Raw genomic sequence first — 22,841 nt, forward strand, 5'->3', positions numbered from 1 at the left:
GCACCGCCACTCACGAGTCAGGAGAGCTGGCCGTCGTAGTCCGGCAGTTTGAAGCCCTTTTCGTAGTCCCCGCCCTCGAGGTCGGTGGACCGGTTGCCGATGTTCGCCGTGATCGTGTAGCCCTGCTGGGTCAGGTCGGCGCGGCAGCGCTGCTTGCCCTCCGCGGTGCCCTCGCCGGATTCGCGGGTGCAGATCGCGTCGATCGGGTAGCCCGCGCTGCTCAACTGCTTGCGCGCCGAGGAGGAACTGGTCCGCGCGGTCACGAACAGGACGGACACGTGGTGCTGGCCTGCCCATTGGGCGACCGCGAGAACCGGTTTGTTCGGTTCGCCGGGATGGTATTCGGTTTCCAGCGACGTGTTGTCGATGTCCAGCACAATCGCCAGCTTGGACCCGCCTCGCGCGACCCGGTCGGTCAGCCACGGAATGGCCGGGTCGACGGCTTCGCGCACGTCGGACTGCCATTGTTCGTAGCTGGGCAGGTCGGCCACCGCGGCCGACGCGGTGGCCGGGGAGGCGATCAGCCCGGCGACGGCGAGAATCGCGGCGCAGGCGCTCTTGACGTTCATCGGCGCGTTTTCTCCTTAGCGTGGCGGAAATTGCCACCAGCAACGCTAATCTCGCCGGGACTTTCGCTGCACCGTCGTTCGTCGGTGAATTGCGCGGCAGCGGAGGGAAATTCGCCGTCCGTTCACCGGAAACTCCGGGCGAGTTTTCCGCCGCGATTCGGGGTGATGATTGTCGACGCCGGTGGACAATCATCACCCCGATCCGCCGTTATCCGGCGATAGTGTCCAATTCGGCCAAGGCGTCCGCGGGCAGTTCCAGGTCGGCCGCCGCGACGTTTTCCCGCAGGTGCGCGACCGACGACGTGCCGGGGATCAGCAGGATGTTCGGCGACTGGTGCAGCAGCCAGGCCAGCGCGACCGCCTTCGGGCTCGCGCCGAGCCGAGCGGCGACGTCGTCCAGCGTCGAGGACTGCAGCGGGCTGAACCCGCCGAGCGGCCAGAACGGGACGTAGGAAATACCTTGGGCAGCAAGGGATTCGATCAGCTTCTCGTCCCCGCGGTGCGCCACGTTGTACCAGTTCTGCACGGTGACCACCGGCGCGATCGACTGCGCTTCGGCCACCTGTTCGGCGTCGACCACGCTCACGCCGAGTTCCTTGATCTTGCCTTCCTGGCGCAGCTCGGCGAGCGCGCCGAACGGTTCGGCCAGCGAGCCCGACACCGGCGAGTGTCCGTCCTCGCCGCCGCCGACGCGCAGGTTCACCACATCGAGAGCCTCGACGCCGAGGTTGCGCAGATTCGACTCCACCTGGTCGCGCAGCTGCTCGGGCGAGCGCTCGTGGATCCAGCCGCCCTGGTCGTCGCGCACCGCGCCGACCTTGGTGACGATCTGCAGCCCGTCATACGGCGCGAGCGCTTCGCGGAGCAGTTCGTTCGTCACGTACGGCCCGTAGAAGTCAGCGGTGTCGATGTGGTTCACGCCCAGTTCGACGGCCGTGCGCAGCACCGCGAGCGCCTCGTCGCGGTCGTTCGGCGGCCCGAAGACGCCGGGGCCGGCCAGCTGCATCGCGCCGTATCCCAGGCGGGCGACGGTGCGCCCGGCCAACGTGAACGTCCCGCCGGGGAGGTTGTCGGTCAATGTTCCGCCCTTCTTTCTCGCCGCGCCGGTGCCGCCGCGGCTGCCGTCCATGGTGCTGCCGAGGGCGCGGCGCGGCCAGTACCCCTCGGTCCTGGGAGTGTCAGGGCCAGGCTCGCGGGACAGCGGCCCGATAATTTGGTATACCATTATCATGGCTTCTCTCACTGTGACCGGCGTGCGCCCGTGGGGCGGCGACCTGGCCGACATCGTCCTCGACGGCGACCGCATCTCCGACGTCCGGCCCGCCGGTTCGGCCCCGGTCGAAGGCGAACAGATCGACGGCGCGGGCCTGCTCGCGCTGCCCGGGTTCGTCAACTCTCACGCGCACGTGGACAAGAGCTGGTGGGGCAAGCCGTGGGTCTCCTACGGCGGCGTCGCGAGCACCGAAGGCCGCATCGCGCACGAGCGCGCCGAGCGGGACAAGCTGGGGATCCCGAGCGTCGAGGTCGCCGAGACGGTGCTGCGCGAGTTCCTGCGGCACGGCACCACCGCGGCGCGCAGCCACGTGGACGTCGACCTGGGGCTCGGCCTGCGCGGTATTGAGATCGTGCGGGAGGCCGCGCAGCGGCTGGGCGGCGCGGTGGAGGTCGAGATCGTGGCCTTCCCGCAGGACGGCGTGCTGCGCCGGCCCGGCGTGCTCAAACTGCTCGACGAGGCCGCGGCGGCGGGCGCCGGCTGGATCGGCGGCCTCGACCCGGCGGGCATCGACCGCGATCCGGTCGGCCAGCTCGACGGACTGTTCGAGATCGCCGAGCGACGCGGCGTCGGCCTCGACATCCACCTGCACGACGGCGGCGAGCTGGGCGCGTTCCAGTACGAGCTGATCGCCGACCGGACGGTGCGCACCGGACTGCAGGGCAAGGTCACCGTGTCGCACGGCTTCGCGCTCGGCGAGGTTCCCCCGGCGCGGCAGGCGGCGCTGCTCGACCGGATCACCGAGGCGGGCATCTCGCTGGCGACTGTCGCTCCGGTGCGGACGGCCCCGCTGCCGTGGACCGAGCTGTCCGCGCGCGAGGTCCCGGTCGGCCTCGGCACGGACGGAATCCGCGACCTGTGGTCCCCGTACGGCGACGGCGACGTGCTGCAGATCGCGCTCGGCTTCGCGCGGTTGCACGGGCTGCGGACCGATGAGGATCTGGTGGCGGCGGTGGAGCTGGCGACGCGTCGGGCGGGGTCGTTTGTGGGTCGTGGGCGGCATGATCTGGCGCCGGGTTGCCGGGCGGACGTGGTGTTGGTGGCGGCGGAGAACGTGCCGGACGCGTTGATGCGGGTGCCGGTGCGTTCGTTGGTGATCGCGGGTGGCCGGGTCGTGGTCCGGGACGGCGAACTGCTCGTCTGAGCAGTTCGTCCGTTGCTCCAGCATGCCGCCGGTTTTTCCGTAGCGGGAGACGAAGTTTTCGCCTCAGCGGAGCGATAGCTTCCCGGGATGGACAAGCTCGACGCTCTCCGCAGGCGGCTGGAGCAGGACCTCCCCGCGCTGCTGGAACACCACCAGGTCCCCGCCGCGGTCATCGCGGTGGCCGTCGGCGAGGAGACGGCCACCGCGGCCGCCGGGGTGCTCAATCTTGGCACCGGCGTCACCGCCACCGCCAATTCGGTATTCCAAATCGGCTCGATCACCAAGGTCTGGACGGCAACCCTCGTCCTGCAGCTCGTGGACGAGGGCCTGGCCGACCTCGACGCCCCGATCCGGCAGTACCTCCCCGACGTCAAGCTGGGCGACGCGGCCATCACCGTGCGCCAGTTGCTCAGCCACACGGCCGGATTCGAGGGCGATCTCTTCACCGACACCGGGCCCGGCGACGACGCGGTCGAGAAATTCGTCGCGACTCTCGACGGCGTCGCCCAGCTTTTCCCGCCTGGGGAGCTGTTCTCCTACAACAACGCCGGGTACGTCGTCCTCGGGCGGCTGGTGGAAGTGTTGCGCGGCAAGCATTACGAGGATTGCCTGCGCGAGCACCTCGCCGAACCCCTCAAGCTCCAGCAGTTTTCCCCGAACGCCCTCGACGCGATCCGCTATCGCGCCGCGATCGGGCATCTCGAACCCGAGCCGGGGGCTGACCTCGTGCCCGCGCCGTTCTGGTCGATGCTGCGGTCCAACGGTCCGGCCGGTTCGTCGCTCGCGATGTCCGCGGCGGATCTGCTCGCTTTCGCTCGCATGCACCTCGCGGGCGGTGGCGAAGTGTTGAGCGCGAAGAGCGCCGCGGCGATGTTGCGGCGGCAGGTCGACCTCCCGCCGCTCGGCATCATGGGCGACGCCTGGGGTCTCGGCTGGGAGCTGTTCGACACTCCGAGCGGCCAGGTCTACGGCCACGACGGCAACACGATCGGCCAGGCGGCGTTCCTGCGGCTGGTGCCCGAAAGCGACCTCGCGGTGGCGTTGCTGACCAACGGCGGCGACGCGATGAGCCTGTACGCCGACCTCGTTCCCGCGCTGCTCAAGGAATTCGGGGGCGTCGAGGTGTCGCTGCCGCCGCGTCCGCCGTCCGAGCCGGAAGCGTTCGCCGCGGATCGGTATCTCGGCACCTACGCGAGCACAGTCGCCGATCTCGTGGTCTCCCAGGACGACGACGGCCGGGTCTGGCTGGAGCAACGTCCTAAAGGGACAGCCGCGGAATTGAGCTCCGCCAGCAAATCCGAGCTGGTCTTCCTCGAAGGCGACACGTTGATCCTCCGCGAGGCACAGGGCGGGATCCACCTGCCCCTGGTCTTCCTCGGCGACGACGGCTCCGGCCGCGCGCGATACGTCCATTCGGGGAGGGCGACCCGTCGCGCCGAGTGACCGGACGGCTTTGCCCGAACTGAACGATCCGGCGGCCGTCGCCGGGTAAGGTTTTACCCCGTGGCCGCTGATCTGGGGTGGAATACGGGGCAGACGCGGATCCACGCTGCCGACGGCCGCCTCCTCGGCGCCGGCGTGCTGATCGGCGACCGGTATGTCCTGACCTGCTCCCGGGCGGCCCGCGACGAAACCGTTTTCCGGGTCGGATCGGCGGGGTCCGCGTCGCTGGCCGGGCTGGTCCCGCCGCTCGCGGGCGCGCGCGGCGACCTGGCGCTGCTCGAACTGGAGACTCCGGTGCGCCGCGGCGCCCTGCTCCGGCGCAAGGTCGAATCCGGGCGGGAAGTCCGGATCCACAGCCTTCCCCTCCGCCTCGGCTACGGCATCTGGGTGCGCGCCACCACCGGCGTGCCGGACGGCGAGCGGGTCCCGCTCACAGTGCTGGAGGGCCGCGTCGACCCGGACCTGTCCGGCTGTCCGGTGTTCGACAGCCGCACCGGGCGGCTGCTCGGCATCGTGGTGGTCGACCACGCGGTGCGGCTGGTTCCGGCGGACACGGTGCTGGCGTACTTCCCGCAGCTGCGCGAATGGGTGACCGACGATTCGGTGATCGAGGACCGGCTCGACGAACTCCTCGTCCGCACCGGCAGCGTGCCGCCGCCGGACACCGGAGACCTGCGGGTCGCGCTGCCGAAAGCGATCGTGCCCGACCCGTACGACGCCGTCCTCCCCGACTCGGCGCTGCCGGAGCGGCACCGGTTCTGTGTGGAATGCGGCAATCCGGTGGGCCGCGGCGAGGGCGCGCGGATCGGCCGGAAGCGCGGCTTCTGCGTGCAGTGCGGCACGCCGTTCAGCTTCCTGCCGTCGCTGGAGCCCGGCATGGTCGTCGCCGGTCGCTACTCGGTCGTCGGCTGCATCGCGCACGGCGGGTTCAGCTGGATCTATCTCGCCCGCGACGAGGCCGACGGCGGCCGGTTCGTGGTGCTCAAAGGCTTGATCGGCGAACGGGATCGCGACGGCGCGCTGGCCGCCGCGCAATCCGCCATCGTCCCGCAGTTGCTGGGACTGGACCATCCGAACGTCGTCCGCACCCTCGCGCACGTCGAAGACCCGGACCCGGAAACCGGCCGGCCGATCGGGTATCTGGTGATGGAATACGTGCGCGGGATTTCGCTGCGGACGGTGGCCCGCCGCGCGAAACGGCTGCGCCCGGAGCATGTCGCCGCGTACGGGCTGCAGCTGCTGGAGGCGCTCGGGTACCTGCACCAGCGAGGGCTGCTGTACGTCGATGTGAAACCGGACAACGTGCTGCAGGACGGCGATCGGATCACGCTCGTCGATCTTGGCTCGATGCGGCGGCGGGACGACCGGGACAGCGTGCTCGTCGCCACCCCGGCGTATCAGCCGTCGCGGTCCGAGCTGGACCGCGACGGCGTCAGCGTCCGTTCGGATCTCTATTCGCTCGGCCGCACCCTGGAGGAGCTGCTGCGTGCCTGTTCCCTCGACGACAGCGTCGGAACGGAGATGCTGCGGGCGCTGATCGACCGGGCGACCGCGGATTACGCCGACCGGTTCGCGACCGCCGACGACATGGCCGAGCAGCTGCGCGGGGTGCTGCGGCAGTTGCTCAGCCAGCGCACTCGCGTGCCGCGTCCGGCGGCGTCCCGGCAGTTCGGCAATCCCCGCGGGCTCGCCGTCGCGGGACTCGGGGTGCCGGAGTGGCATCACTGGGCGGCGGAACCGCCGTTGCGCGCCGACGACGCGCTGCGGCTCGACGACGTCCGGGAGGCCTTGCCCATCGCCATTTTCACCGGGTCCGAGGAGGTCGGGGAAACCTGGCGAGGTGCTGGGGTGTTGCTGGACGCGGGAATGCTGGACGACGCGGAGAGCCAGTACCGGGAGTGCGCGAGTCAGCTGCCGGGAGAGCTGGCACCGTTGCTGGCCTTGGGCTTCTGCGCGGAACTGCGGGGCTCGGCCGGGGCCGCGGCGCGCTACTACGGGGCGGTGTGGGCCTGCGACCGGGCCATGGTCGCGGCGGCGTTCGGGCTTGCCCGGATCCGGCTCAGGGGCGGCGATCGCGTCGGCGCGGCCGCGGTGTTGGACGAGGTGCCCGCCAGCACGGCGGCTCGGGTCGGCGCGGTGCGGGCGCTCGCCACGGAACTGTCCAGTGTGGACGAAGCCGCCGTTGCCTGGTCCCGGCTCGGCGAACTGGAGCTGGACGAGGACGAACAAGACCGGCTCACCGCGGTGGTCGGGGAAGTGCTGCTGCGGCTGGCCCCGGGGCAACCTTCGGCTGCTGCCCGGCTGCCTGACCTTCGCCAGGTGCGGAACGACCTAGCGCAGATTTACCGGACGCATTCGAATCGGGCGTGGTCGATGCTGCGGGAGCATGCGCGCCGGGTGCGCCAGGCCAAAGTTCCCGAACCGGGTCCTTCCTGGCGGCCGGCCATCGTGGTGCACCACCCGGACTACCTGCCGCGGCACGCTTCGACCACGACTGTGCAGGTCGTGGTCACGGCGGGCTCCGGCGGCGGTTCGATGCGGCTGTTCGTGCGAGAGCTGCCGGGGTGCGTGCTGTACTGGGTCGGCCAGACGACGCCGGCGGAAACGCTGATGCCGTTGCCACAGCGGCGAATCAGCGATTCGGTGCTCGACCTCGGGCAGTGGGCGGCGGGGGAAACCAGGAGTTACGCGCTGAGCTTTCTCGTGCCGTCGAGAATGGCGACCGGGGAAGAGAATGTGCTGGTCACGCTCTGGGCGCAACAGGACACCGCGCAGTCGGAGGCAGCGCACGTGTACGTGCGGCTGACCGACGATCCGGCTCAAGCGGCCCCGGTGCCGACCGGGCCGCCAGGGCTCGCGGCCGAGGTGGAGACCGCGCTTTCCGCGTACCGCAACGGAAATCTGGACTCCGCGCTGGACGCGCTGGGCTCGGCGGTGGCTTTGGCGACCGCGCAGGGGAACGAGGCCGTGCTGGGCCGGTTGCGGTTGCTGGTGGACATCGTCGACGCGGAGAGCGGGCTCGTGAGTTTCCGCGGGCCGCTGGACGGGGAAGACTTTCTGTCGGAGCGGATTTCGGTGCGGTATCGGACGCGGGCTCCGGCCGCCGCGGAGCCGCCGCCGGTCGAGGAGGCCTACGAGACCGACCTGCTGGCTCCCGATCCGGTTGCGGACGGGGCGGTGCTCAGCGCGCGAGTCGAGTCGCGCCGGGTCGATTCCCGTCGGGTGGAGTCGCGTCGGGTCGACTCTCGTCGGGTGGATTCGCGCCGGGTCGAGTCGCGTCGGGTGGATTCCCGCCGAGTGGACTCGCGTCGGGTCGATTCGCGGCGTGTTGATTCCCGGCGGGCTGATCCGCGGCCCGGTACCTGGCGCACCGGCCGGGTAGGCTATCCGGTGCGGCCTGATCACCTCGACCCGGGGCCGGATCCGTTCGACTCCCAGCGCGTCATCTGGGCCGGGCTGCGGGCGATCGGCGCGAGACCGCCGGACGACGCTCCGCCGCCTGCTCCGGGTTTGCTCGAGGCGACCGTCGAGTGCCAGTCCGACGGCCCGGTCCTCGTCGGGCAGCTGGTAGGAGTCGCGGTTTCGGTGCGGCGCAAGGAACCCGCGCCCGCACAGTCGGACGTGGTGCGCGTCCGGGTGCTGCTCGACGCCGCGCCCGGAACGGCTGTGCCGGTGTCGCGGGTCGGCTGGATCACCGGCGACCGGCTGCGCGAACCGGCGGCGTTCGGGGTCGTCCCGGCTGAACCGGGGACGTTGCGGCTGGTGTTCCGGATCTACCGCGAGCACGACGCCCAGCTGCTCCTGGAAATCGCGGCCGCGCTGCCGGTGGAGGTGCCGTCATGACCCGTCAGCTGAGCGCCGAGGTGACCGTCGACAACACCGCCGGGCTGAGTCGCGTCGCGGTGCCGCCGTACAACCGGGCGCGGACGGTCAATCTTCGGTTCCTCGAATTCCCTGGTGTGCCAGGGCTTCTCGTGCAGGCCTGGGGCAGCGCGTTCCCGGAGGACGGCGGCGGCGGGTATCAGGGCCGGATCACGCACAGTCTCGGCGAGCTGAATTCCCGGATCGACATCCTCCGCGAAACGTGGCAGCGGCACATTGTGGACCTCGCCGAGCAGACCGAACGCGGCCCGCGCCGGTATCCGTTCGCCGACGGCTGGGACCTGTCGGCGCGGCCGGAACTGTTGCGGCGCGCGGGTTTCGCGCTCGCCGAGGCCGGCTACCTGATGTACCGGCTGCTGTTCGCCGGTCAGGACGACGGGCTGCGGCGGATCCGTTCGCTGCTGGAATTGGCGCTCGCCGAGGGCGAGAACGTGATCAGCATCGAATCGGACAGCCTGATCGTGCCGTGGGGAATGCTGTACACGTCACCGCGAGGGCCAGACGAGTACCCGGACGACGAAAACTGGTCTCTGGCGGGGTTCTGGGGCTATCGGCACGTCGTGGAGCACACCTTCTCGCGGGTCGACGACTTCGACGCGCGGATCACGGTGGACGGCGGGAAACCGGTCGTCGGGCTCAATGTCGACCACGGCGTCGACAAGCAATTCCCGGACACGCCTTACATCGCGCCAGTGGTCGACTTCTTCCACGGCCGGGCCGAGGTGGTGCTGCGGCCGGACAAGAAAACGCTCGCCGCGCACTTCCGCAGCCGCGATTTCGCCGACCACGTCACATATTTCGGCTGTCACGGCAAGGTGAGCGGTTCCGGTGGCCTGGTCGAGCAGCCGTATCTCAAGCTCGGCGACGGCGAACGGATCTACGGCACCGACTTGATCGCGTGGCTGGCGGAAGCGCCGCTGCCGACGCGGCCGTTCGTGTACGTCGGGGCGTGCCAGGGCGGGCAGGTGACGTCGGCGTTCTACTCGGCGTTCGGCAAAGCCTTGCTGGGCAACGGCGGACGCTGCCTGATCGGTCCGCAGATCGACCTGCCGCCCGCGTTCGCGCGGGAGTATTCGCAGCGGCTGTTCACCGAGTTCATCGATTCGGGCGCGAAACTGGGCGATATCGTGCGCTCGCTGGCGCGCTCGTTCGCCGACGACCACCACAATCCGCTCGGGCTGATGTTTTCGCTGTACCGCGGGATCGATGTGCATCTGTGGCAGGAAGGGCGACCGTGACCGAACCGGTGATCCTGGACCTCGACGAGCACGGCGATTTCGTGGATCCGGAAACCGGACGGCCAGTGCCCGCCGAGGCGACGCCGCGGTTTCTGGCCCGGTGGCTGGAAGTCCCGGCGAAGGCGACCGACATCGTCGTGTTCGTGCACGGCTGGCAGAACAATCGGGAGACCGCGGACCGGCGGGCCCGGCAGTTCTTCGGCCTGATCGAAGAGCGCTACGCGGCCGGATCGTACGAAGGACTCGGTGCGTGGCAAGGGTTTTACGTCATGGTGCGCTGGCCGTCGATGAGCAATCCGTTCCTGACCGGCTACCGGCGGATCCGCGACCGGGCACACAAGATGACCACAGACGGGCGGGCCGCGGAGGCGCTTGGCCAGCTGCTCGGATATCTGAACGCGGAACGGCAGTTGCCCGGCAGTGCGCCGAGTTTGCGGACTGTCACCGGTCAGTATCTGCATTGCGTCGGCCATTCCTTCGGCGGCCGGTTCACGGTGGAAGCGGTGCAGGCCGCTGCCGGGGACGGTCCGCCGGTTCTCGGATGGGACCGGGCGGATCCGCGTTATCCGTACACTGTGGACACTCTGCTGGTGTTCCAGATGGCCGCGCGGCCGGACATCTTCACCAACCGGTTCGCCCCGGTGTTGCGCGACGCGCCGATCAACGGGCCGATCGTGCTCACCCGTTCCCGTGCCGACCGGGCCACCGGATTGTGGCACCGGCTGGCGGAAGGCGTGCCGGGGATCGGGAATGCCGGGGTGAAAGTCCCGGTCGGCGAGATCGCGAATACGGTACTGCACAAAGTGGACACGGCCTACTCACGGTCCGAAATGGACCGGAGGATCGTCAATGTCGAGTCGGGATGGCGGTTCCGGCGCGGGCGCTGGTGGAATCCAGCCGGGGCGCATTCGGACATCTGGTACCCGGAGTCGGCGCATCTGCTGCTGTCGCTGGCGGAACTGGCCCGCTGAACGGGGCTCGGCAGCCGGAGAAAGACCGCCGAGCCCCGAAGGCGTTCAGTAGCCGTAGTGCAGCCAAACCGCCTTCGTCTCGGTGTACGCGTCCAGCGCCCACGGCCCCATCTCGCGACCCCAGCCCGATGCCTTGTACCCGCCCCACGGCGCGGCCATGTCTGGGATCGGCGGCATGTTCACGAACACCGCCCCCGCGCGGATCCCGTCCGCATAGCGTTGCGCCGTGCGGATGTCGCGGGTCCAGACGGTCGCGGCGAGGCCGTACTGCGTGTCGTTCGCGCGCGCGACCAGCTCGTCCGGGTCGTCGTACGGCGTCACCGCCAGCACCGGGCCGAAGATCTCCTCGCGCATGATCGTCATGCTGTCGGTGACGCCCGCGAACAGTGTCGGCTGGTAGAAGTAGCCGTCGCGGTCGACCTCCGAGCCGCCGGTGACCAGGTCCGCGCCTTCGGAGCGGCCGGTCGCCACCAGCTTCGCCACGTGCTTGCGGTGCTTGTCCGACACGAGCGGGCCGACCTGCGTGGTCTCCTCCAAGCCGGGACCGACCTGCAGCCCGGCGAGTCCGGCGGCCATCTTCTCCACGAACTCCTGCTCGCGTTTGCGGTCGACGTAGAACCGCGTGTACGCCGCGCAGACCTGGCCGGTGTTCAACGTCGCGCCGGCGAGGTTGCCCGCGACGGCGGCGTCCAGGTCGGCGTCCGCGGCGATGATGCTCGGGGCCTTGCCGCCGAGTTCGAGGGTCAGCCGCTTGAGGTTGGACTCCGCGCTCGCCGCGGTGATCAGCTTCCCGACCGCGGTGGAGCCGGTGTAGGAGACGTGGTCGACGTCGTGGTGCGCGCTCAGCATCGCGCCCACCGGGCCGTCGCCGGTGACCAGGTTGACGACGCCCGCGGGGATGCCGGCCTGTTCGGCCAGCTGCACCAGCCGGATGCTGGTCAGCGGCGTGACCTCGCTCGGCTTGATCACCACGGTGTTTCCGGTGGCGAGCGCGGGTGCGAGCTTCCACACCAGGATCATCAGCGGGAAGTTCCACGGCGTGATCAATGCGTTCACGCCGACCGGCTCGCGGCGCGTGTAGTGCAGGGTGTCCGGGAACGAAACCGGGTTGGTGGTGCCCTGGATTTTCGTGACCCAGCCGGCGAAATAGCGCAGGTGCTCGGCCGCGCCGGTGACGCTCACCTGGCGTGAGATGCCGATCGGCTGGCCCTGGTCGCGGGTTTCCAGCGCGGCGAGTTCCTCGTGGTGCTGCTCGACGAGGTCGGCGAGGCGGAACAGCAGTTTCGCGCGCTGCACCGGCGCGAGCCCGGCCCACTCCGGCGAGGTCAGCGCGCGGCGGGCGGCGGCGACCGCCGCGTCGACGTCGGCCTGGGTCGCCGTCCCGACGTCTTCGAGAACCGTGCCGGTGGCCGGATCGCGGGTCGGGATGGGCTCCCCGCCGGCCTCGGTCCACTGACCGTCGATGAACAGGCGTGTCGGCATGGCGCTCCCTAGTCCCAAATCTTCTGGTCGCCTCCGAGTATCGGCGCGCGGCGGCCGGGCGGTCTTGTCCGCGAGGGCACGCCCGTTGTCGGCGAGTGAAGACAATGCCGGGCGGGGCCGGGGGACCGGCCAGGATCAGGACATGGACGTGATCGTGGTGGGTGCGGGCTCGGCGGGCTCGGTGGTGTGCCGGCGGCTGGTCGACGCGGGCGCGAAGGTGACGCTGCTGGAAGCGGGCGGACCGGACACGAACGCGGCGATCCACGACCCTTCGCGCGCGGGGGAGCTGTGGCACGCCGCCGAGGACTGGGACTACTACACGGTGCCGCAGCCGCACGCCGGGAACCGCAGGCTGCACCTGCCGCGCGGCAAGGTGCTCGGCGGCTCGCATTCGCTGAACGCGATGATCTGGGTCCGCGGCGCGGCGGCGGACTACGACGGGTGGGACCTGCCCGGCTGGGCCTGGGACGACGTGCGCCCGGTGTACGAGCGGATCGAACGCGACCTGCTCGACCTGGAGCAGCACGATCCGCTGCAGCCGATCCAGCAGTCCATTGTGGACGCCGCGCAGGAGATCGGCCTGCCGTTCAACGACAATTACAACAGCGGTGTGCTCGACGGCATCTCCGTGCAGCAGGTCACCATGGCCGGCGGACGGCGGCGCAACACCTGGCTCTGCTACGCCGAGCCGGTCGCCGAGCAGATGACTGTGCACACCGGCGCGCTGGTGCATCGGGTGCTCTTCGAGGGTGATCGCTGCATCGGCGTCCTGGCGGAGATCGACGGCAACCTGGAGCCGCTGTTCGCCGACCAGGTCGTGCTCGCCGCCGGCGCGCTGGCGTCCCCGGCGATCCTGCTGCGCAGCGGAATCGGCCCGGCCGACGACGTCGCCGCGCTGGGCCTGGACGTTGTCGCGGACCTGCCGGGTGTCGGCGAGAACCTGCACGACCATCTGCTGTCGCCGGTCGTGTTCGCCACTGACCGGCGCGAGGTCGCGCCGCCGCAGACCGGCCTTTCGGTGACGCAGACGCACCTGTTCTGGCGCAGCCGCCCGGGTCTGGAGGTGCCGGACACCCAGCCGATCCACTTCAGCGTGCCGATGTACGAGCCGTGGATGACCGGACCGGAGACCGGGTTTTCGCTGATGGCGGGCATGATCACGCCGCAGAGCCGGGGCACGCTGCGGTTGCGCGGCACGGATCCGGCCGAGATGCCGCTCATCGATCTCGCCGCGCTCGCGCACCCGGCGGACTTCGAGAGCCTGGTCGCTTCGGTGGAGCAGTGCCGGTTGATCGGCAGCGCCCCCGCGTTGGCGGAGAAGTGGGGCGCGCGGGAGCTGTACCCGGGGCCGGCGGATGTCCGGGAGTACGTCCGGCGCACGGCGATCACTTACCACCACCAGGTGGGCACCTGCCGGATGGGAACGGACGAGCTGGCGGTGACGGACCCGACGCTCGCGGTGCGCGGGGTGTCCGGGCTGCGGGTCGCGGACGCTTCGGTGCTGCCGCGGGTGATCAGCGGCAACACGAACGCGCCCGCGGTGTTGATGGGGGAGCGGGTGGCGGAGTTCTTGCTGGCGTAATTCGGGTGAATGCGGCAGTAGGCTCGTCGCGTGGATGATCTTCTCGCCGCCGACTATCCGATGCTCGCCGCCTTGGCCGCCGACCCGCCTTCGGGACCGGAGACGCTGGCCGCGCGCGCGGGAGAGCTGTACCCGGCGGCGAACGACGACCAGCGGCGACACCTCGAGTACCTGCTGGACTTGCTCGGGGCGGACGGCGATCCGATCCTGCTCGACCTGCTGATCCGGCTCCGCACGGCCAGTCTGCTGGCATCGGTGGTGCACCGGGGCCTGCCGGTGCCCGAGCCCGTGCTGGATCAGCTGATCAAGGAACTGGGATATCAGCCGCCGGTCATCGACGCGGCAGGATTGTCCGGGAACCGGCGGCGGGCGAAGGCGCTCGGTGCGCTGCTGAAAGACGACAACCGGTGCGGCCGGGCGGCGCTCGCGCTGGCTCGGCTCGGCGCGCGCGAATGGACGGTGCCGATCGCCCGGCGGCTTTTCGCGGTCGCCGGGCTCAAGCACATCTTCTTGGCTGTCGCGCTGGAGGAGATGGGCGATCCGGCCGCGGTTCCGGTGCTGCTCGACTGGCTGGCGAACGGACCGGAGCAGAATGCCTGGGACGTCCACCGGGCGTTGGTCCGGCTCACCGGGCGGTCCCCGTTGCTCCCGTCGCCGGACGACATCCGCCAGGTGTGGGCAGGGCTCGACCTGACCGTCGGGCCAGTCCCGGAGGTGCGGGACGTCGCCGTCGATTCTCCTTCCGCGCTGCGGTTTTCCGTCGACGAAGGCCGGGCTCGGGTGCGCGTCGAGTTCGACCCGTCGCTGCCGGGATCAATGTGGCCGCGCTGGGAGCAGACCCTGTACGTCGGGGATCGGGCGCGATTCGGCGTCGGCTCGGGGTGCGAGACCTGTGAATCAACGCTGCACCTGCTCGGCTTCGGTCCCGCTGAAGCCTTGGCCGGTGCCGCCCGGGTGCGGGAAGTCCTTGCTGCGCCCCGCGAACTCACCGCGGCGACAGTGCGCGCGCTGGAGCCGCTGCTCCAGGAGTTGGAGACTGGGCATTACCGGATGCTCTTGGCCGATCTGCCGCTGGAACGCGTGCGGACGCTGGAGCAGTCGTGGTGGTCGATGCGCAGAACCGAGACGCGCAGTGCGTGGGAGGGAGACCCGGACTGGCCGGGCATCGAGCATTTCCAGCTCCCACAAGCGATTCCCGGCGAGATGCCGACGTACGGCAGCGTGGTTCCGTCGCAACCGCTCGACGCGCTGGACCAGGTGACAATCGACCGGTACGCGGAAGCCATCGCCCGCGGCGAGCGTCCGGCGGCGTTGCTGCTGGCCTGGGCGGAGGACCGGTACATCAGCGCCCAGTGGCCGGAACGGTTCGTGCTGGGCGTCGTGCTTGACGGGCACCACCGGCTGGCCGCCTACGCCGCGGCAGGCGTACCCGCGCGCTTGGTGCTGTTGGTGCGCGGGGAGAGCGGCGAGACGGTGGAGGAGGTCGTGCGTGGTTATGCCGGTTAGAACCGGCATAACCACGCACGAGCCCTAATCCCGCGTAAACACCCGCTTGCCGCCGAACCACGTCTCCCGCACCGTGATCCGGGCCAGCTGATCCGCCGGAGTCTTGAACGGATCCTGTTCCAGCACCACGAAATCCGCCGACTTCCCCGGCGTCAGCGACCCCGTCACGTCGTCAAGGCCGCACGCCCGGGCCGAGTTCAGCGTGAACACCTGGATCGCCTCGGCCAGCGTGATCGCCTGCTCCGGCCACAGACTCCCCGGATGCTTGCCGTACGGGTCCTGCCGGGTGATCAGGCCCTCGATGCCTTCCCAGGCGTTCGGGGATTCGCTCACCGGCCAGTCCGAACCGCCGGCGACCAGTGCGCCGGTGTCCAGCAGGGCGCGGTTCGGCTGCATTCGCGCCGCGCGTTCGGCGGGGATCACCTGGGAGATGGCGTCCGGGATCACGCCGGGCACCCACAGGAACGGCGAAATGTCCGCCGACACGTTGAGCGTCGCGAACCGTTCCAGGTCGTCCGGGTGGATGAACTGCCCGTGCGCCACTTGGATTTTCGTCGTGTAGTCGCCGCGGGCGCGCAGGGCGCCGGCAGCGTCCAAAGTGGCCCGGACGGCCGCGTCGCCCGCGCAGTGGATCTTCGCCGAAAGACCGGCCGAGACCGCGACGTCCAGCCAATCCGCGAGTTCCTCCGGTGCCATCGTGATGTCGCCGCAGAAGCACTCGTGGTGCAGGTACGGCTCCAGGAACGCCGCGGTGTGCGCGGGCGGGGTGCCGTCGAGGAAGATCTTCACGAAGTCCGGCCGGTGGTGCTCGCTGCGGTACTCCGCGGCGCGGTCGAGCAGCGGCTTGCCGATCGGGTCCGCGCCGAAGATCGGGTCGTTCACCAGCATCGACGACACTACCCACGCGGCCAGTTCCCCAGCGTCGTCAAGGGTTTTCAGCGCGGTGAGGATGTCGATGGTAGCGCCGGCGTCCTGGAACGCCGTGATGCCGTACGAGTGCAGGATTTCGATCGCCCGGCGCGACGCCTCGGCGTGCTGCTCGGCGGTGAGCGCGCGCGTGTCCCGCATCGCCCGCTCCACCGCCAAGCCCGCGGTCTCGATGAGCAAACCGGTCGGCGCGCCGCTCGTCAGGTCTCGGTGGATCGTCCCGCCCGCCGGGTCCGGAGTGGACGCGTCGATCCCGGCCAGTTCCAGCGCCCGGCTGCTCGCCCACCGGTTGTGCCTGCTGTCCTCGATGAGCACCACCGGACGGCCGCCCGCCGCCTCGTCCAGCGCCCGCCGCACGGAATCGTGGCCGAGCTCGGAGGCCAAAGTGGACGGCCAGGCGCCGCCGACCACCCATTCGTCCGGGTCGAGTCCCGCTGCCCATTCCCTTACCGCGGCCAGGATTTCGTCGAGACCCGAGCCGCTTTTCAGGCGCAGCTCGAACAATTCCCGGCCGGCGAGCGCGTGATGGCTGTGCACGTCCACGAAGCCGGGCAGCACGAACGCGCCGCCGAGATCGAGGACCTCGGTGTCCGGACCGGCTTCCGCGGTCGTCACCCGGCCGTTCTCCACCGCGAGCGAGGTCGCCCACGGCCGATCTTCGTCCACTGTGTACACAGTGGCGTTGGTGAGGAGCAGTTCAGGCGCCACGGGTCACTGTCCAGCGGGGTCGTAGTCCGGCGAATAGACGGTGTTGCTGAGCAGCCGGCCGTACGCGCCGAAGGTGAAGTGCGTCGGCGTCTTGCCGTCCTCGCCCAGCCCGAACAGCGAACCGTGCGACCGCAGTTCCCGCACGTTCCGGTGGTCGGCCACGGTCACCGACGCGCACGGGATGACCTTCTCGCGCCAGGTGAACACGTAGATCCCGGGCCGGATCTGGTAGACGGAGTTCTCGTCGGTGTCGGCGAGCCCGCGCTCCGGACCGGAGAGGCACTGCCAGCTGTACCAGTGCGGGGTGAGGTAGACGTGCTCGTACGCGTGCTCTTCGCTGTACACCCACTGCACGCGGCGGCCGATCAACGCCGTGCTGGGCGCGATCTCCTCGCCGTGCGCCTCGCGGCCCTGGATGGTCGCGGGACGGAACCGTTGCGTCACCCGGGGAAGTCCGTCGCCGATCGTGCTGGTGATGACCAGCGCGCGGCCCTGGCGGACGTCCAGCAGCAGGCTGAACGACGTTTCCGCGCCGGGGTGGAACTGCACGTAGAACAGCCCGGCGTCGACGAGGAACGTCTCGGACGCGGTCTCGCCGGTGGCGCCGTCCTCGTTCCACGACGCGCGGCCGCTGGAGAAGCTGATCGAGAAGGTGCCGCCGTCGGCACAGTCCAAAGTGAACGACTGGTTGTCGAGATCGTCCACAGTGGCCGCTTTGTTGGCGTCGAAGCCGGGAGCGAGACCGTCGAGCGGGAGCCAGGTGGAGGTGTCGGACAGGTTGGTCGCGGGCATGGAGTAAAGCCTTCCTCAGTGTTCAGTGGTCACAGTGGCCGTGGGCGGCCGAGGGCAGGTCGAGTGCCGGGTTCCGGTCGCAGAACCCGTAGGGGCGCATCATGAATCCGGAGTAGTCGACCGGCATGACCGGCCAGTCCTCCGGGCGCGGGATGTGAGTCGGGCCGAAGACGTGCCACAGCACGACGTCGGTGTCGCTGACGGACCGGTCGGCCGCCGTCCACGCGGGCAGGCCCGCCCCGCCCGGGTGCGCGTTGGGGCGGTCGCCCGCCGGGAAGCGTTCGCCGGGCGCATAGGGCGTGACCCACAGGTGGTTCGTGGCGAACGTCGCGCGCTGGTAGACCGTCGATTCCGGTTGCGCCATCAGGGTCGCCGACGGCCGCGGCACGAGCTGGTACGCGGTCGGCGCGCCGAGCCGGTTGGTGTGTTCGGTGCTGCGGACTTCCCACACCCGAGCGGCCGCCGGGTTCGCGTTCCGCTTCGCTTCCTGCTCGGTGCGCAGTTCGGTGGCTTTCCAGGTGAAGGCGTTGCCGTACGGGTTTTCTTCGCCGATCGGGATGCCGACAGCGTCCACTTCGTACACCGAGTTGCGCTGGCCGTCGACGGCGAAGTCGAGCCGGGCGCAGAACAGGTGCTGGTGCACCGGAGCGAACAGGCCGGGCGCGATCTCGGAAGCGTGCGGATGCGCGGAACCTGGCTCGGCGGCGCCGGAGAAGACGATGCCGGTCGCCTTGGCCTCGCATTCGATGGTGCCGTCGAGGTAGAGGTACCAGAAGAAGCCGTAGTCGTAGTTGCCGATGGTGGAGATCGACGAGATCACCAGCCGGCGGGAACGGCGGACCTCGGCGTTGCCGTCGAGATCCGTGTGCTTCCAGAGGATCCCGTAGTCCTCCTCGTGCATGCAGATCGCGTTCGGCACGCGCACCGGCTGGCCGTGGTCGTCGGCGAGGAAGGCGTCGAAGTAGTGGATGACGCCGAGGCAGTCGCAGCCGAGCCGCAGGCTGTTGCCGTTCTTGCCGAGCAGGTACTCGCCGGCGTCGAAGTAGCTGATCCAGAACCGGCCGATCGAGGTGTCGCCGTAGGGGACGACCATCTCCGGCACCGACGCGCGATACAGCACCGAGCGGTCCTGGAAAGTCAGCTGGTGCAGGGTGAGGCCCTCGCGCGCGTTGAACCCGACGCGCAGCTGCCAGCCCTCCCACGTCACCAGCGAGCCGTCGACCTGGAAGCTCGGGCCTTCCGGCTGGGTGATCTCGATCGGCTTGAGCGTGGTCCGCGCGGGGTCGTGGCCGTAGCGGCCGGAGTCCTGGGGGACCGCAGTGTCGCCCTCGTCCTCGACCCGGAGGACGCGCTGTTCGGTGAGGTTGAGGTGCGCGACCAGGCCCTCGACCGGGCGGGACCAGGGGTTGTCGGCGTCGTCCTCGCGCAGGAAGGTGAGCGAACGGATGACCCGGCCGGTCTCGTCCTCGCGGCCGAAGTAGCCGGGGGCGAGCGGGGCGCAGAACGCGTGCTCGATGCGGTCGCCGAGACCGCGGCGGTGCATGGCCGCCTGCCACTCCGGGGAGGCCTTGGTGATGGCCTCGGCCAGGTCGTACTCCTCGAAGAGATACGGGGGCTGGCCCTCGCCGCACTTCTCGTGGCTGACCAGCGTCTCGCCGGTCACCGAGACGATCGCGTCGGCGGATTCGCCGGTCGCGGTGTCGAGCAGGGTGAACTGGATCCGGCGGTCGGTCTCAGTACCGGCCAGTACGGCGGCCTTGTCCGGCTCCACCGGGAGGACCTGCGGAAACCGGGTCGTGTCGGTGACGAGCCCCTGTGCCTCCAGCACGGCCCGGCCTGCCGCGAGCTCGTCGGCGGTCAGCGGGTCAAGGGGGTGGGGGTGTGCGTTGCTCATGGTGTCCCTTCGCGCTCCTCGCCGCAGTGTTCGCGGTGGCCCGGGGGTAGCGGTAGCCGGGCTCGGGGGGTCGTGCGGTCGCTGACAACAAGGATGCACTCGCTGCCAATCCCCGGAAGGGCCGTTGCTGCAGGATTGCTCCATGCGACTGGACCTCGACGGCAAGGCCGTGCTGATCACCGGCGCCGCGTCCGGGATCGGGCTGGCCTGCGCGCGGGCGTTCCTGGCGGAGGGCGCGCGGGTCGGGGTGGTGGATCGGGTCCGGCCGCCGTCGCTGCCCGGGGAGGTCGTCGCGGCCCGGGCGGACGTTACCGACGAAGGGCAGGTCGCCGCGGCGGTGCAGCTCGTGGCGGAGTCGTTCGGCGGAATCGACGTGGTCGTCGGCTGCGCGGGGATCTCCGGGCCGGTCGGACGGCCGCTCGCGGAGACCAGCGCCGCGGACTTCGCCGCGGTCATGTCGGTGAACGTGCTGGGGCAGTTCCTGGTCGCGAAGCACGCGCGGCCGTGGCTGGGAGACGGGAGCTCGATCGTCTTCCTGGCCAGCGATTCGGCGTTCGTGTGCGCGCCGGGGATGGTGCCCTACTGCGCGTCGAAGGGCGCGGTGGTGTCGTTGACGCGGGCGTTGTCGGTGGAGTTCGACGGCGTCCGGGTCAATTGCGTGTGCCCGTCGGTGGTCGATACGCCGATGGCGCGGGGGGATTTGGGGGATCTGCTGGACGAACCGGGATTTCCGGTGCAGGCGGCCGAGGAGGTCGCCCAGCAGGTGGTGTATCTGGCTTCCGCGCGGGCGCGGACGGTGAACGGACAGGCCTTGCTCGCCGACTTCGGCTATTCGGCTCGGTCTGGGTTTCCTGCTTGAAAGGGAGAAATAACGATGGCAGACACGCGGGTCGTGGCGATTACCGGCGGAGGGACGGGCATTGGGGCTGCGGTTGCTCGGCGGTACGCCGGCGAAGGCGCACAGGTCGTGGTTCTGGGCCGGCGGCGGGAGCCGCTGGAGAAGGTCGCTGCGGAGACTGGTGCACATGTGATCGCTTGCGACGCCAGTGTTCGCGAGGACGCGGAGGCGGCGATCGCGGAGATTCTCGAGAAGTACGGGCGGCTGGACGTGATCGTGGCCAATGCCGGCGGGCATGGGCTGTCTTCGGTGGTGGACACCGGGGACGAGGAATGGGAAATCGCGCTCCGGTCCAATCTTTCCAGTGCGTTCGTGTTTTGCCGGGCCGCGTTGCCTTCCCTGGTGGAAAGCGGCGGGCAGGTCGTGATTGTTTCTTCGCTGGCCGGTTTGTTCGCCGGGCCCAATGTCGCCGGGTACACGGTGGCCAAGCACGCGTTGATCGGGCTGACCCGGTCTATTGCCCGGGATTACGGGCCTCGCGGGGTTCGGGCCAACGCGGTGTGCCCCGGGTGGGTTCGGACGCCGATGGCGGACGGCGAGATGGAGCAGTTCGCCGAGGCGGCCGGATTCGACGGCGGGCACGACGAGGGGTACCGGCGGGTGACTGCTGAGGTGCCGTTGCGGCGGCCTGCCGAGCCGGAGGAAATTGCTTCTATTGTTCGGTTCCTCGGGTCTTCGGAGTCGTCCTACATCACCGGTGCGGTGCTGGTGGCGGACGGCGGGGCGCACGCTGTCGACTTGCCCACGTTGGCCTTTGAGCGGGCGGGGATGTAGTCCGATAATGGCCGGATGACGTTCGAGGGGGACTGGGCGGCGAAGACCGCTGAGGCCAACCGGCGGTTCGTGGACAAGGCCGTGGTGATCGCCCGGGAAGTCGAGGTCCTGCTCGGCCGCGAGGCCATGACGTATCCGCGACACCCGGTCGCGCGCGCACGCGATGCGCTCGCCGACCGGATGTTCGCGATTCTGGCGGCGGCGCGCGAGGCCAGCCGGACCTTCTACAACGTCGAACAGCTGCCGGTCGCGGTCGTGTCCGACGCCTACGGCGACGACTGGGTCGACCAGGTGGCAGACGCTGTCGGCACGCTGGCCGCCGCGATGGCGCGGGCCGCCACCGTTCTCACCGGCGTGGTGGACAGCCAGTTCAAGGACGCCGACACGCAAGCGTGGGCCACCGGGGTGCTGGACGACGTGCGAAACGCCGCCGCGAAGGTTCTCCGCGAAGCCGCCGGTCAGCCGACGTGACGACTCAAGCCGAGGCCCGGGCCCGGCTGCTCGGCCACTTCACCGAAACGCTCCGCGCCCTGCCGCCCGGATCGGCACTGGTGCGGCGGCATCCGGGCTTGCCCAACGCGGCCTTTCACCGCGGGGTCACCCTGTCCGACGATTTCGGCCTCGACGAAACCCGGCGGTTCTTCGACATCGCCTACTGGGTGCTCGGAGCCACCGCCGCGACGGCCGATCAGTACCTCGACCTGACGATGCGTTCGTGGCGCGACCGGGGCTGGGCGACGGAGTTCCTCGAGGATCCGCCGCCCGCCGGTTACGCGAGCACCTCCGACGGGTACGGGTTCGCGATCAGGTGCAGTATCGACGGGTACCTCAGCATGGCGGGGACTACGCCGGTCTTCGCCGCGGACTCTCCTGAAGGGGACCCGCTTCCCGACCGGATCGACCAGCCCGCCGCCTAACCGTTCCCCGCTTCTCGCCCGGCTCGGTGCGCGCTGCGGAGGTCCGTGAGGGGAACCCTGGGGGAATCAGAGTCCCTCAGGGTTCCCCTCACGGACTTCTGCGGAAGCGGGGCGTGGAGCGAGGTCAGTCCGCTTCCGCCAGGGTTCGAAGCCATTTGGTCAGCAGTTGTGTTTCCTCAGCGCCCAGGATTTCCGGGTTCGCGGCGGCGTGCTCCAGAACGCGGTGGATGTCCGCGTGCTTGCTGTCGGCGGCGCTCGGCGCGGTGCCGGTGATCGCGGCGATCGCGCCTTCCCGGACGGCCGCCGACAGCGGGCGGTCCTCCTCGGCGAGGATGATCTGCCGCAACGTGACCCCGATGTTCGCCACCAGGATGTGCGCGGCCGCCTGGTCCGGCGGGACCGTCAGGCGGCCTTGGTCGGCGGCGGCCTTGGTCAGGGCGCGGAGCATCGCGCTGGGCCGTTCTTGCGCCGCGGGGGCGTGGCCGGGGTGGACCTGGCCGTACATGAGCGTGTAGAAGCCGGGGTTCGCGATTCCGAAGGCGACGTGGGCGTCCCAGCCGTCGCGCAGGTCCTGGATCGGGTCGCCGGACGGTTCGTGGGCGCCCTTTTCCGCGAGGTACAGGTCGAAACCCCGCTCGACGACCGCGTCCAGCAGGCCCTGTTTGCTGCCGAAGAAGTGGTACAGCGTCGGCATTTTCACCCCGGCCTGTGCGCAGATCGCGCGCAGCGAGATGTCCTCGCCCGGCGTCGCGGCGACCTGTTCGGCGGCGGCGTCCAGGAGCCGGGTCCGTGTATCCGCGTTCGCAATCTGTGTCACACCGCTATGGTAGCCGCTGTTGCA

Annotated in this window: 18 protein-coding genes; 11 read left to right on the forward strand and 7 right to left on the reverse strand. The window is 70.0% G+C overall.

From position 1 onward, the window contains the following. Nucleotides 1–17: 17 nt before the first annotated feature. Together ABD156_RS39385 and ABD156_RS39390 are read right to left on the reverse strand one after the other, a co-directional pair. Nucleotides 18–569, reverse strand: coding sequence for an HAD family acid phosphatase (locus ABD156_RS39385; RefSeq protein ID WP_344286132.1), 552 nt, complete (start codon nt 567–569; stop codon nt 18–20). Nucleotides 570–777: 208 nt separating this feature from the next. Further along, complete coding sequence (locus ABD156_RS39390) at nt 778–1,647, reverse strand: oxidoreductase (protein WP_344286189.1); 870 nt, start codon at nt 1,645–1,647, stop codon at nt 778–780. 151 nt (nt 1,648–1,798) lie between these two features. Between ABD156_RS39390 and ABD156_RS39395 the strand changes: the two genes are divergently transcribed. From ABD156_RS39395 to ABD156_RS39415, 5 genes are all read left to right on the forward strand, one after another. Further along, the gene (locus tag ABD156_RS39395; protein WP_344286133.1) at nt 1,799–2,986 is read left to right on the forward strand and encodes an amidohydrolase; all 1,188 of its coding nucleotides are present in this window, start codon (nt 1,799–1,801) and stop codon (nt 2,984–2,986) included. A gap of 87 nt (nt 2,987–3,073) precedes the next feature. Further along, the gene (locus ABD156_RS39400; protein WP_344286134.1) at nt 3,074–4,429 is read left to right on the forward strand and encodes a serine hydrolase domain-containing protein; all 1,356 of its coding nucleotides are present in this window, start codon (nt 3,074–3,076) and stop codon (nt 4,427–4,429) included. 60 nt (nt 4,430–4,489) lie between these two features. Further along, entirely contained in the window at nt 4,490–8,272 is a 3,783-nt protein-coding gene (locus tag ABD156_RS39405) for a protein kinase domain-containing protein (protein ID WP_344286135.1), read from the forward strand. Further along, nucleotides 8,269–9,549, forward strand: a complete 1,281-nt coding sequence (locus ABD156_RS39410) for a hypothetical protein (protein ID WP_344286136.1) — start codon at nt 8,269–8,271, stop codon at nt 9,547–9,549. The genes ABD156_RS39405 and ABD156_RS39410 overlap by 4 nt, the downstream gene beginning before the upstream one ends. Further along, complete coding sequence (locus ABD156_RS39415; RefSeq protein WP_344286137.1) at nt 9,546–10,520, forward strand: alpha/beta hydrolase; 975 nt, start codon at nt 9,546–9,548, stop codon at nt 10,518–10,520. The genes ABD156_RS39410 and ABD156_RS39415 overlap by 4 nt, the downstream gene beginning before the upstream one ends. A 45-nt stretch (nt 10,521–10,565) precedes the next feature. Here the strand turns inward: ABD156_RS39415 and ABD156_RS39420 are convergent, their stop codons facing one another. Then, the gene (locus ABD156_RS39420) at nt 10,566–12,002 is read right to left on the reverse strand and encodes an aldehyde dehydrogenase family protein (RefSeq protein WP_344286138.1); all 1,437 of its coding nucleotides are present in this window, start codon (nt 12,000–12,002) and stop codon (nt 10,566–10,568) included. A gap of 142 nt (nt 12,003–12,144) precedes the next feature. Between ABD156_RS39420 and ABD156_RS39425 the strand changes: the two genes are divergently transcribed. Both ABD156_RS39425 and ABD156_RS39430 read left to right on the forward strand, forming a co-directional pair. Next, nucleotides 12,145–13,584: a GMC family oxidoreductase gene (locus ABD156_RS39425; RefSeq protein WP_344286139.1), complete on the forward strand. Its 1,440-nt coding sequence runs from the start codon at nt 12,145–12,147 to the stop codon at nt 13,582–13,584. 30 nt (nt 13,585–13,614) lie between these two features. Continuing rightward, nucleotides 13,615–15,090 carry a hypothetical protein gene (locus ABD156_RS39430; protein WP_344286140.1) on the forward strand — a complete coding sequence of 492 codons (1,476 nt, stop codon included), beginning with the start codon at nt 13,615–13,617 and terminating at the stop codon, nt 15,088–15,090. Between the two features lie 24 nt (nt 15,091–15,114). On the opposite strand, the gene ABD156_RS39435 is transcribed toward ABD156_RS39430, so the two are convergent. Genes ABD156_RS39435 through ABD156_RS39445 form a run of 3 tightly spaced genes read right to left on the reverse strand, consistent with a single transcriptional unit; the run spans nt 15,115 to nt 19,411 of the window. Beyond that, on the reverse strand, nt 15,115–16,725 hold the full coding sequence (locus ABD156_RS39435) for an amidohydrolase (protein WP_344286141.1): 1,611 nt from the start codon (nt 16,723–16,725) through the stop codon (nt 15,115–15,117). Between the two features lie 3 nt (nt 16,726–16,728). After that, nucleotides 16,729–17,517, reverse strand: a complete 789-nt coding sequence (locus ABD156_RS39440; protein ID WP_344286142.1) for a molybdenum cofactor biosynthesis F family protein — start codon at nt 17,515–17,517, stop codon at nt 16,729–16,731. Nucleotides 17,518–17,539: 22 nt separating this feature from the next. Next, nucleotides 17,540–19,411 carry a primary-amine oxidase gene (locus ABD156_RS39445; protein WP_344286143.1) on the reverse strand — a complete coding sequence of 624 codons (1,872 nt, stop codon included), beginning with the start codon at nt 19,409–19,411 and terminating at the stop codon, nt 17,540–17,542. 142 nt (nt 19,412–19,553) lie between these two features. On the opposite strand from ABD156_RS39445, the gene ABD156_RS39450 reads away from it, so the two are divergent. From ABD156_RS39450 to ABD156_RS39465, 4 genes are read left to right on the forward strand one after another with little or no spacing between them, the layout of a single operon-like run. After that, complete coding sequence (locus tag ABD156_RS39450; protein WP_344286144.1) at nt 19,554–20,270, forward strand: SDR family NAD(P)-dependent oxidoreductase; 717 nt, start codon at nt 19,554–19,556, stop codon at nt 20,268–20,270. A 15-nt stretch (nt 20,271–20,285) separates the two neighbouring features. Continuing rightward, complete coding sequence (locus ABD156_RS39455; RefSeq protein ID WP_344286145.1) at nt 20,286–21,083, forward strand: SDR family NAD(P)-dependent oxidoreductase; 798 nt, start codon at nt 20,286–20,288, stop codon at nt 21,081–21,083. Nucleotides 21,084–21,098: 15 nt separating this feature from the next. Then, nucleotides 21,099–21,554 (forward strand): hypothetical protein, encoded by a 456-nt coding sequence (locus tag ABD156_RS39460; protein ID WP_344286146.1) that lies wholly within the window; start codon nt 21,099–21,101, stop codon nt 21,552–21,554. Next, nucleotides 21,551–22,000: a hypothetical protein gene (locus tag ABD156_RS39465; RefSeq protein ID WP_344286147.1), complete on the forward strand. Its 450-nt coding sequence runs from the start codon at nt 21,551–21,553 to the stop codon at nt 21,998–22,000. The genes ABD156_RS39460 and ABD156_RS39465 overlap by 4 nt, the downstream gene beginning before the upstream one ends. A gap of 124 nt (nt 22,001–22,124) precedes the next feature. On the opposite strand, the gene ABD156_RS39470 is transcribed toward ABD156_RS39465, so the two are convergent. Further along, nucleotides 22,125–22,817, reverse strand: coding sequence for a TetR/AcrR family transcriptional regulator (locus ABD156_RS39470; protein WP_344286148.1), 693 nt, complete (start codon nt 22,815–22,817; stop codon nt 22,125–22,127). Nucleotides 22,818–22,841: the final 24 nt, after the last annotated feature.

Source organism: Amycolatopsis albidoflavus (assembly GCF_039525725.1).
Lineage (GTDB): Bacteria > Actinomycetota > Actinomycetes > Mycobacteriales > Pseudonocardiaceae > Amycolatopsis > Amycolatopsis albidoflava.

Coding starts and splice junctions, on each gene's coding strand:
- ABD156_RS39460 (WP_344286146.1), top strand. CDS start 21,099: ATGACGTTCGAGGGGGACTGGGCGGCGAAGACCGCTGAGGCCAACCGG.
- ABD156_RS39455 (WP_344286145.1), top strand. CDS start 20,286: ATGGCAGACACGCGGGTCGTGGCGATTACCGGCGGAGGGACGGGCATT.
- ABD156_RS39395 (WP_344286133.1), top strand. CDS start 1,799: ATGGCTTCTCTCACTGTGACCGGCGTGCGCCCGTGGGGCGGCGACCTG.
- ABD156_RS39400 (WP_344286134.1), top strand. CDS start 3,074: ATGGACAAGCTCGACGCTCTCCGCAGGCGGCTGGAGCAGGACCTCCCC.
- ABD156_RS39410 (WP_344286136.1), top strand. CDS start 8,269: ATGACCCGTCAGCTGAGCGCCGAGGTGACCGTCGACAACACCGCCGGG.
- ABD156_RS39425 (WP_344286139.1), top strand. CDS start 12,145: ATGGACGTGATCGTGGTGGGTGCGGGCTCGGCGGGCTCGGTGGTGTGC.
- ABD156_RS39385 (WP_344286132.1), bottom strand. CDS start 569: ATGAACGTCAAGAGCGCCTGCGCCGCGATTCTCGCCGTCGCCGGGCTG.
- ABD156_RS39420 (WP_344286138.1), bottom strand. CDS start 12,002: ATGCCGACACGCCTGTTCATCGACGGTCAGTGGACCGAGGCCGGCGGG.
- ABD156_RS39440 (WP_344286142.1), bottom strand. CDS start 17,517: ATGCCCGCGACCAACCTGTCCGACACCTCCACCTGGCTCCCGCTCGAC.
- ABD156_RS39445 (WP_344286143.1), bottom strand. CDS start 19,411: ATGAGCAACGCACACCCCCACCCCCTTGACCCGCTGACCGCCGACGAG.
- ABD156_RS39450 (WP_344286144.1), top strand. CDS start 19,554: ATGCGACTGGACCTCGACGGCAAGGCCGTGCTGATCACCGGCGCCGCG.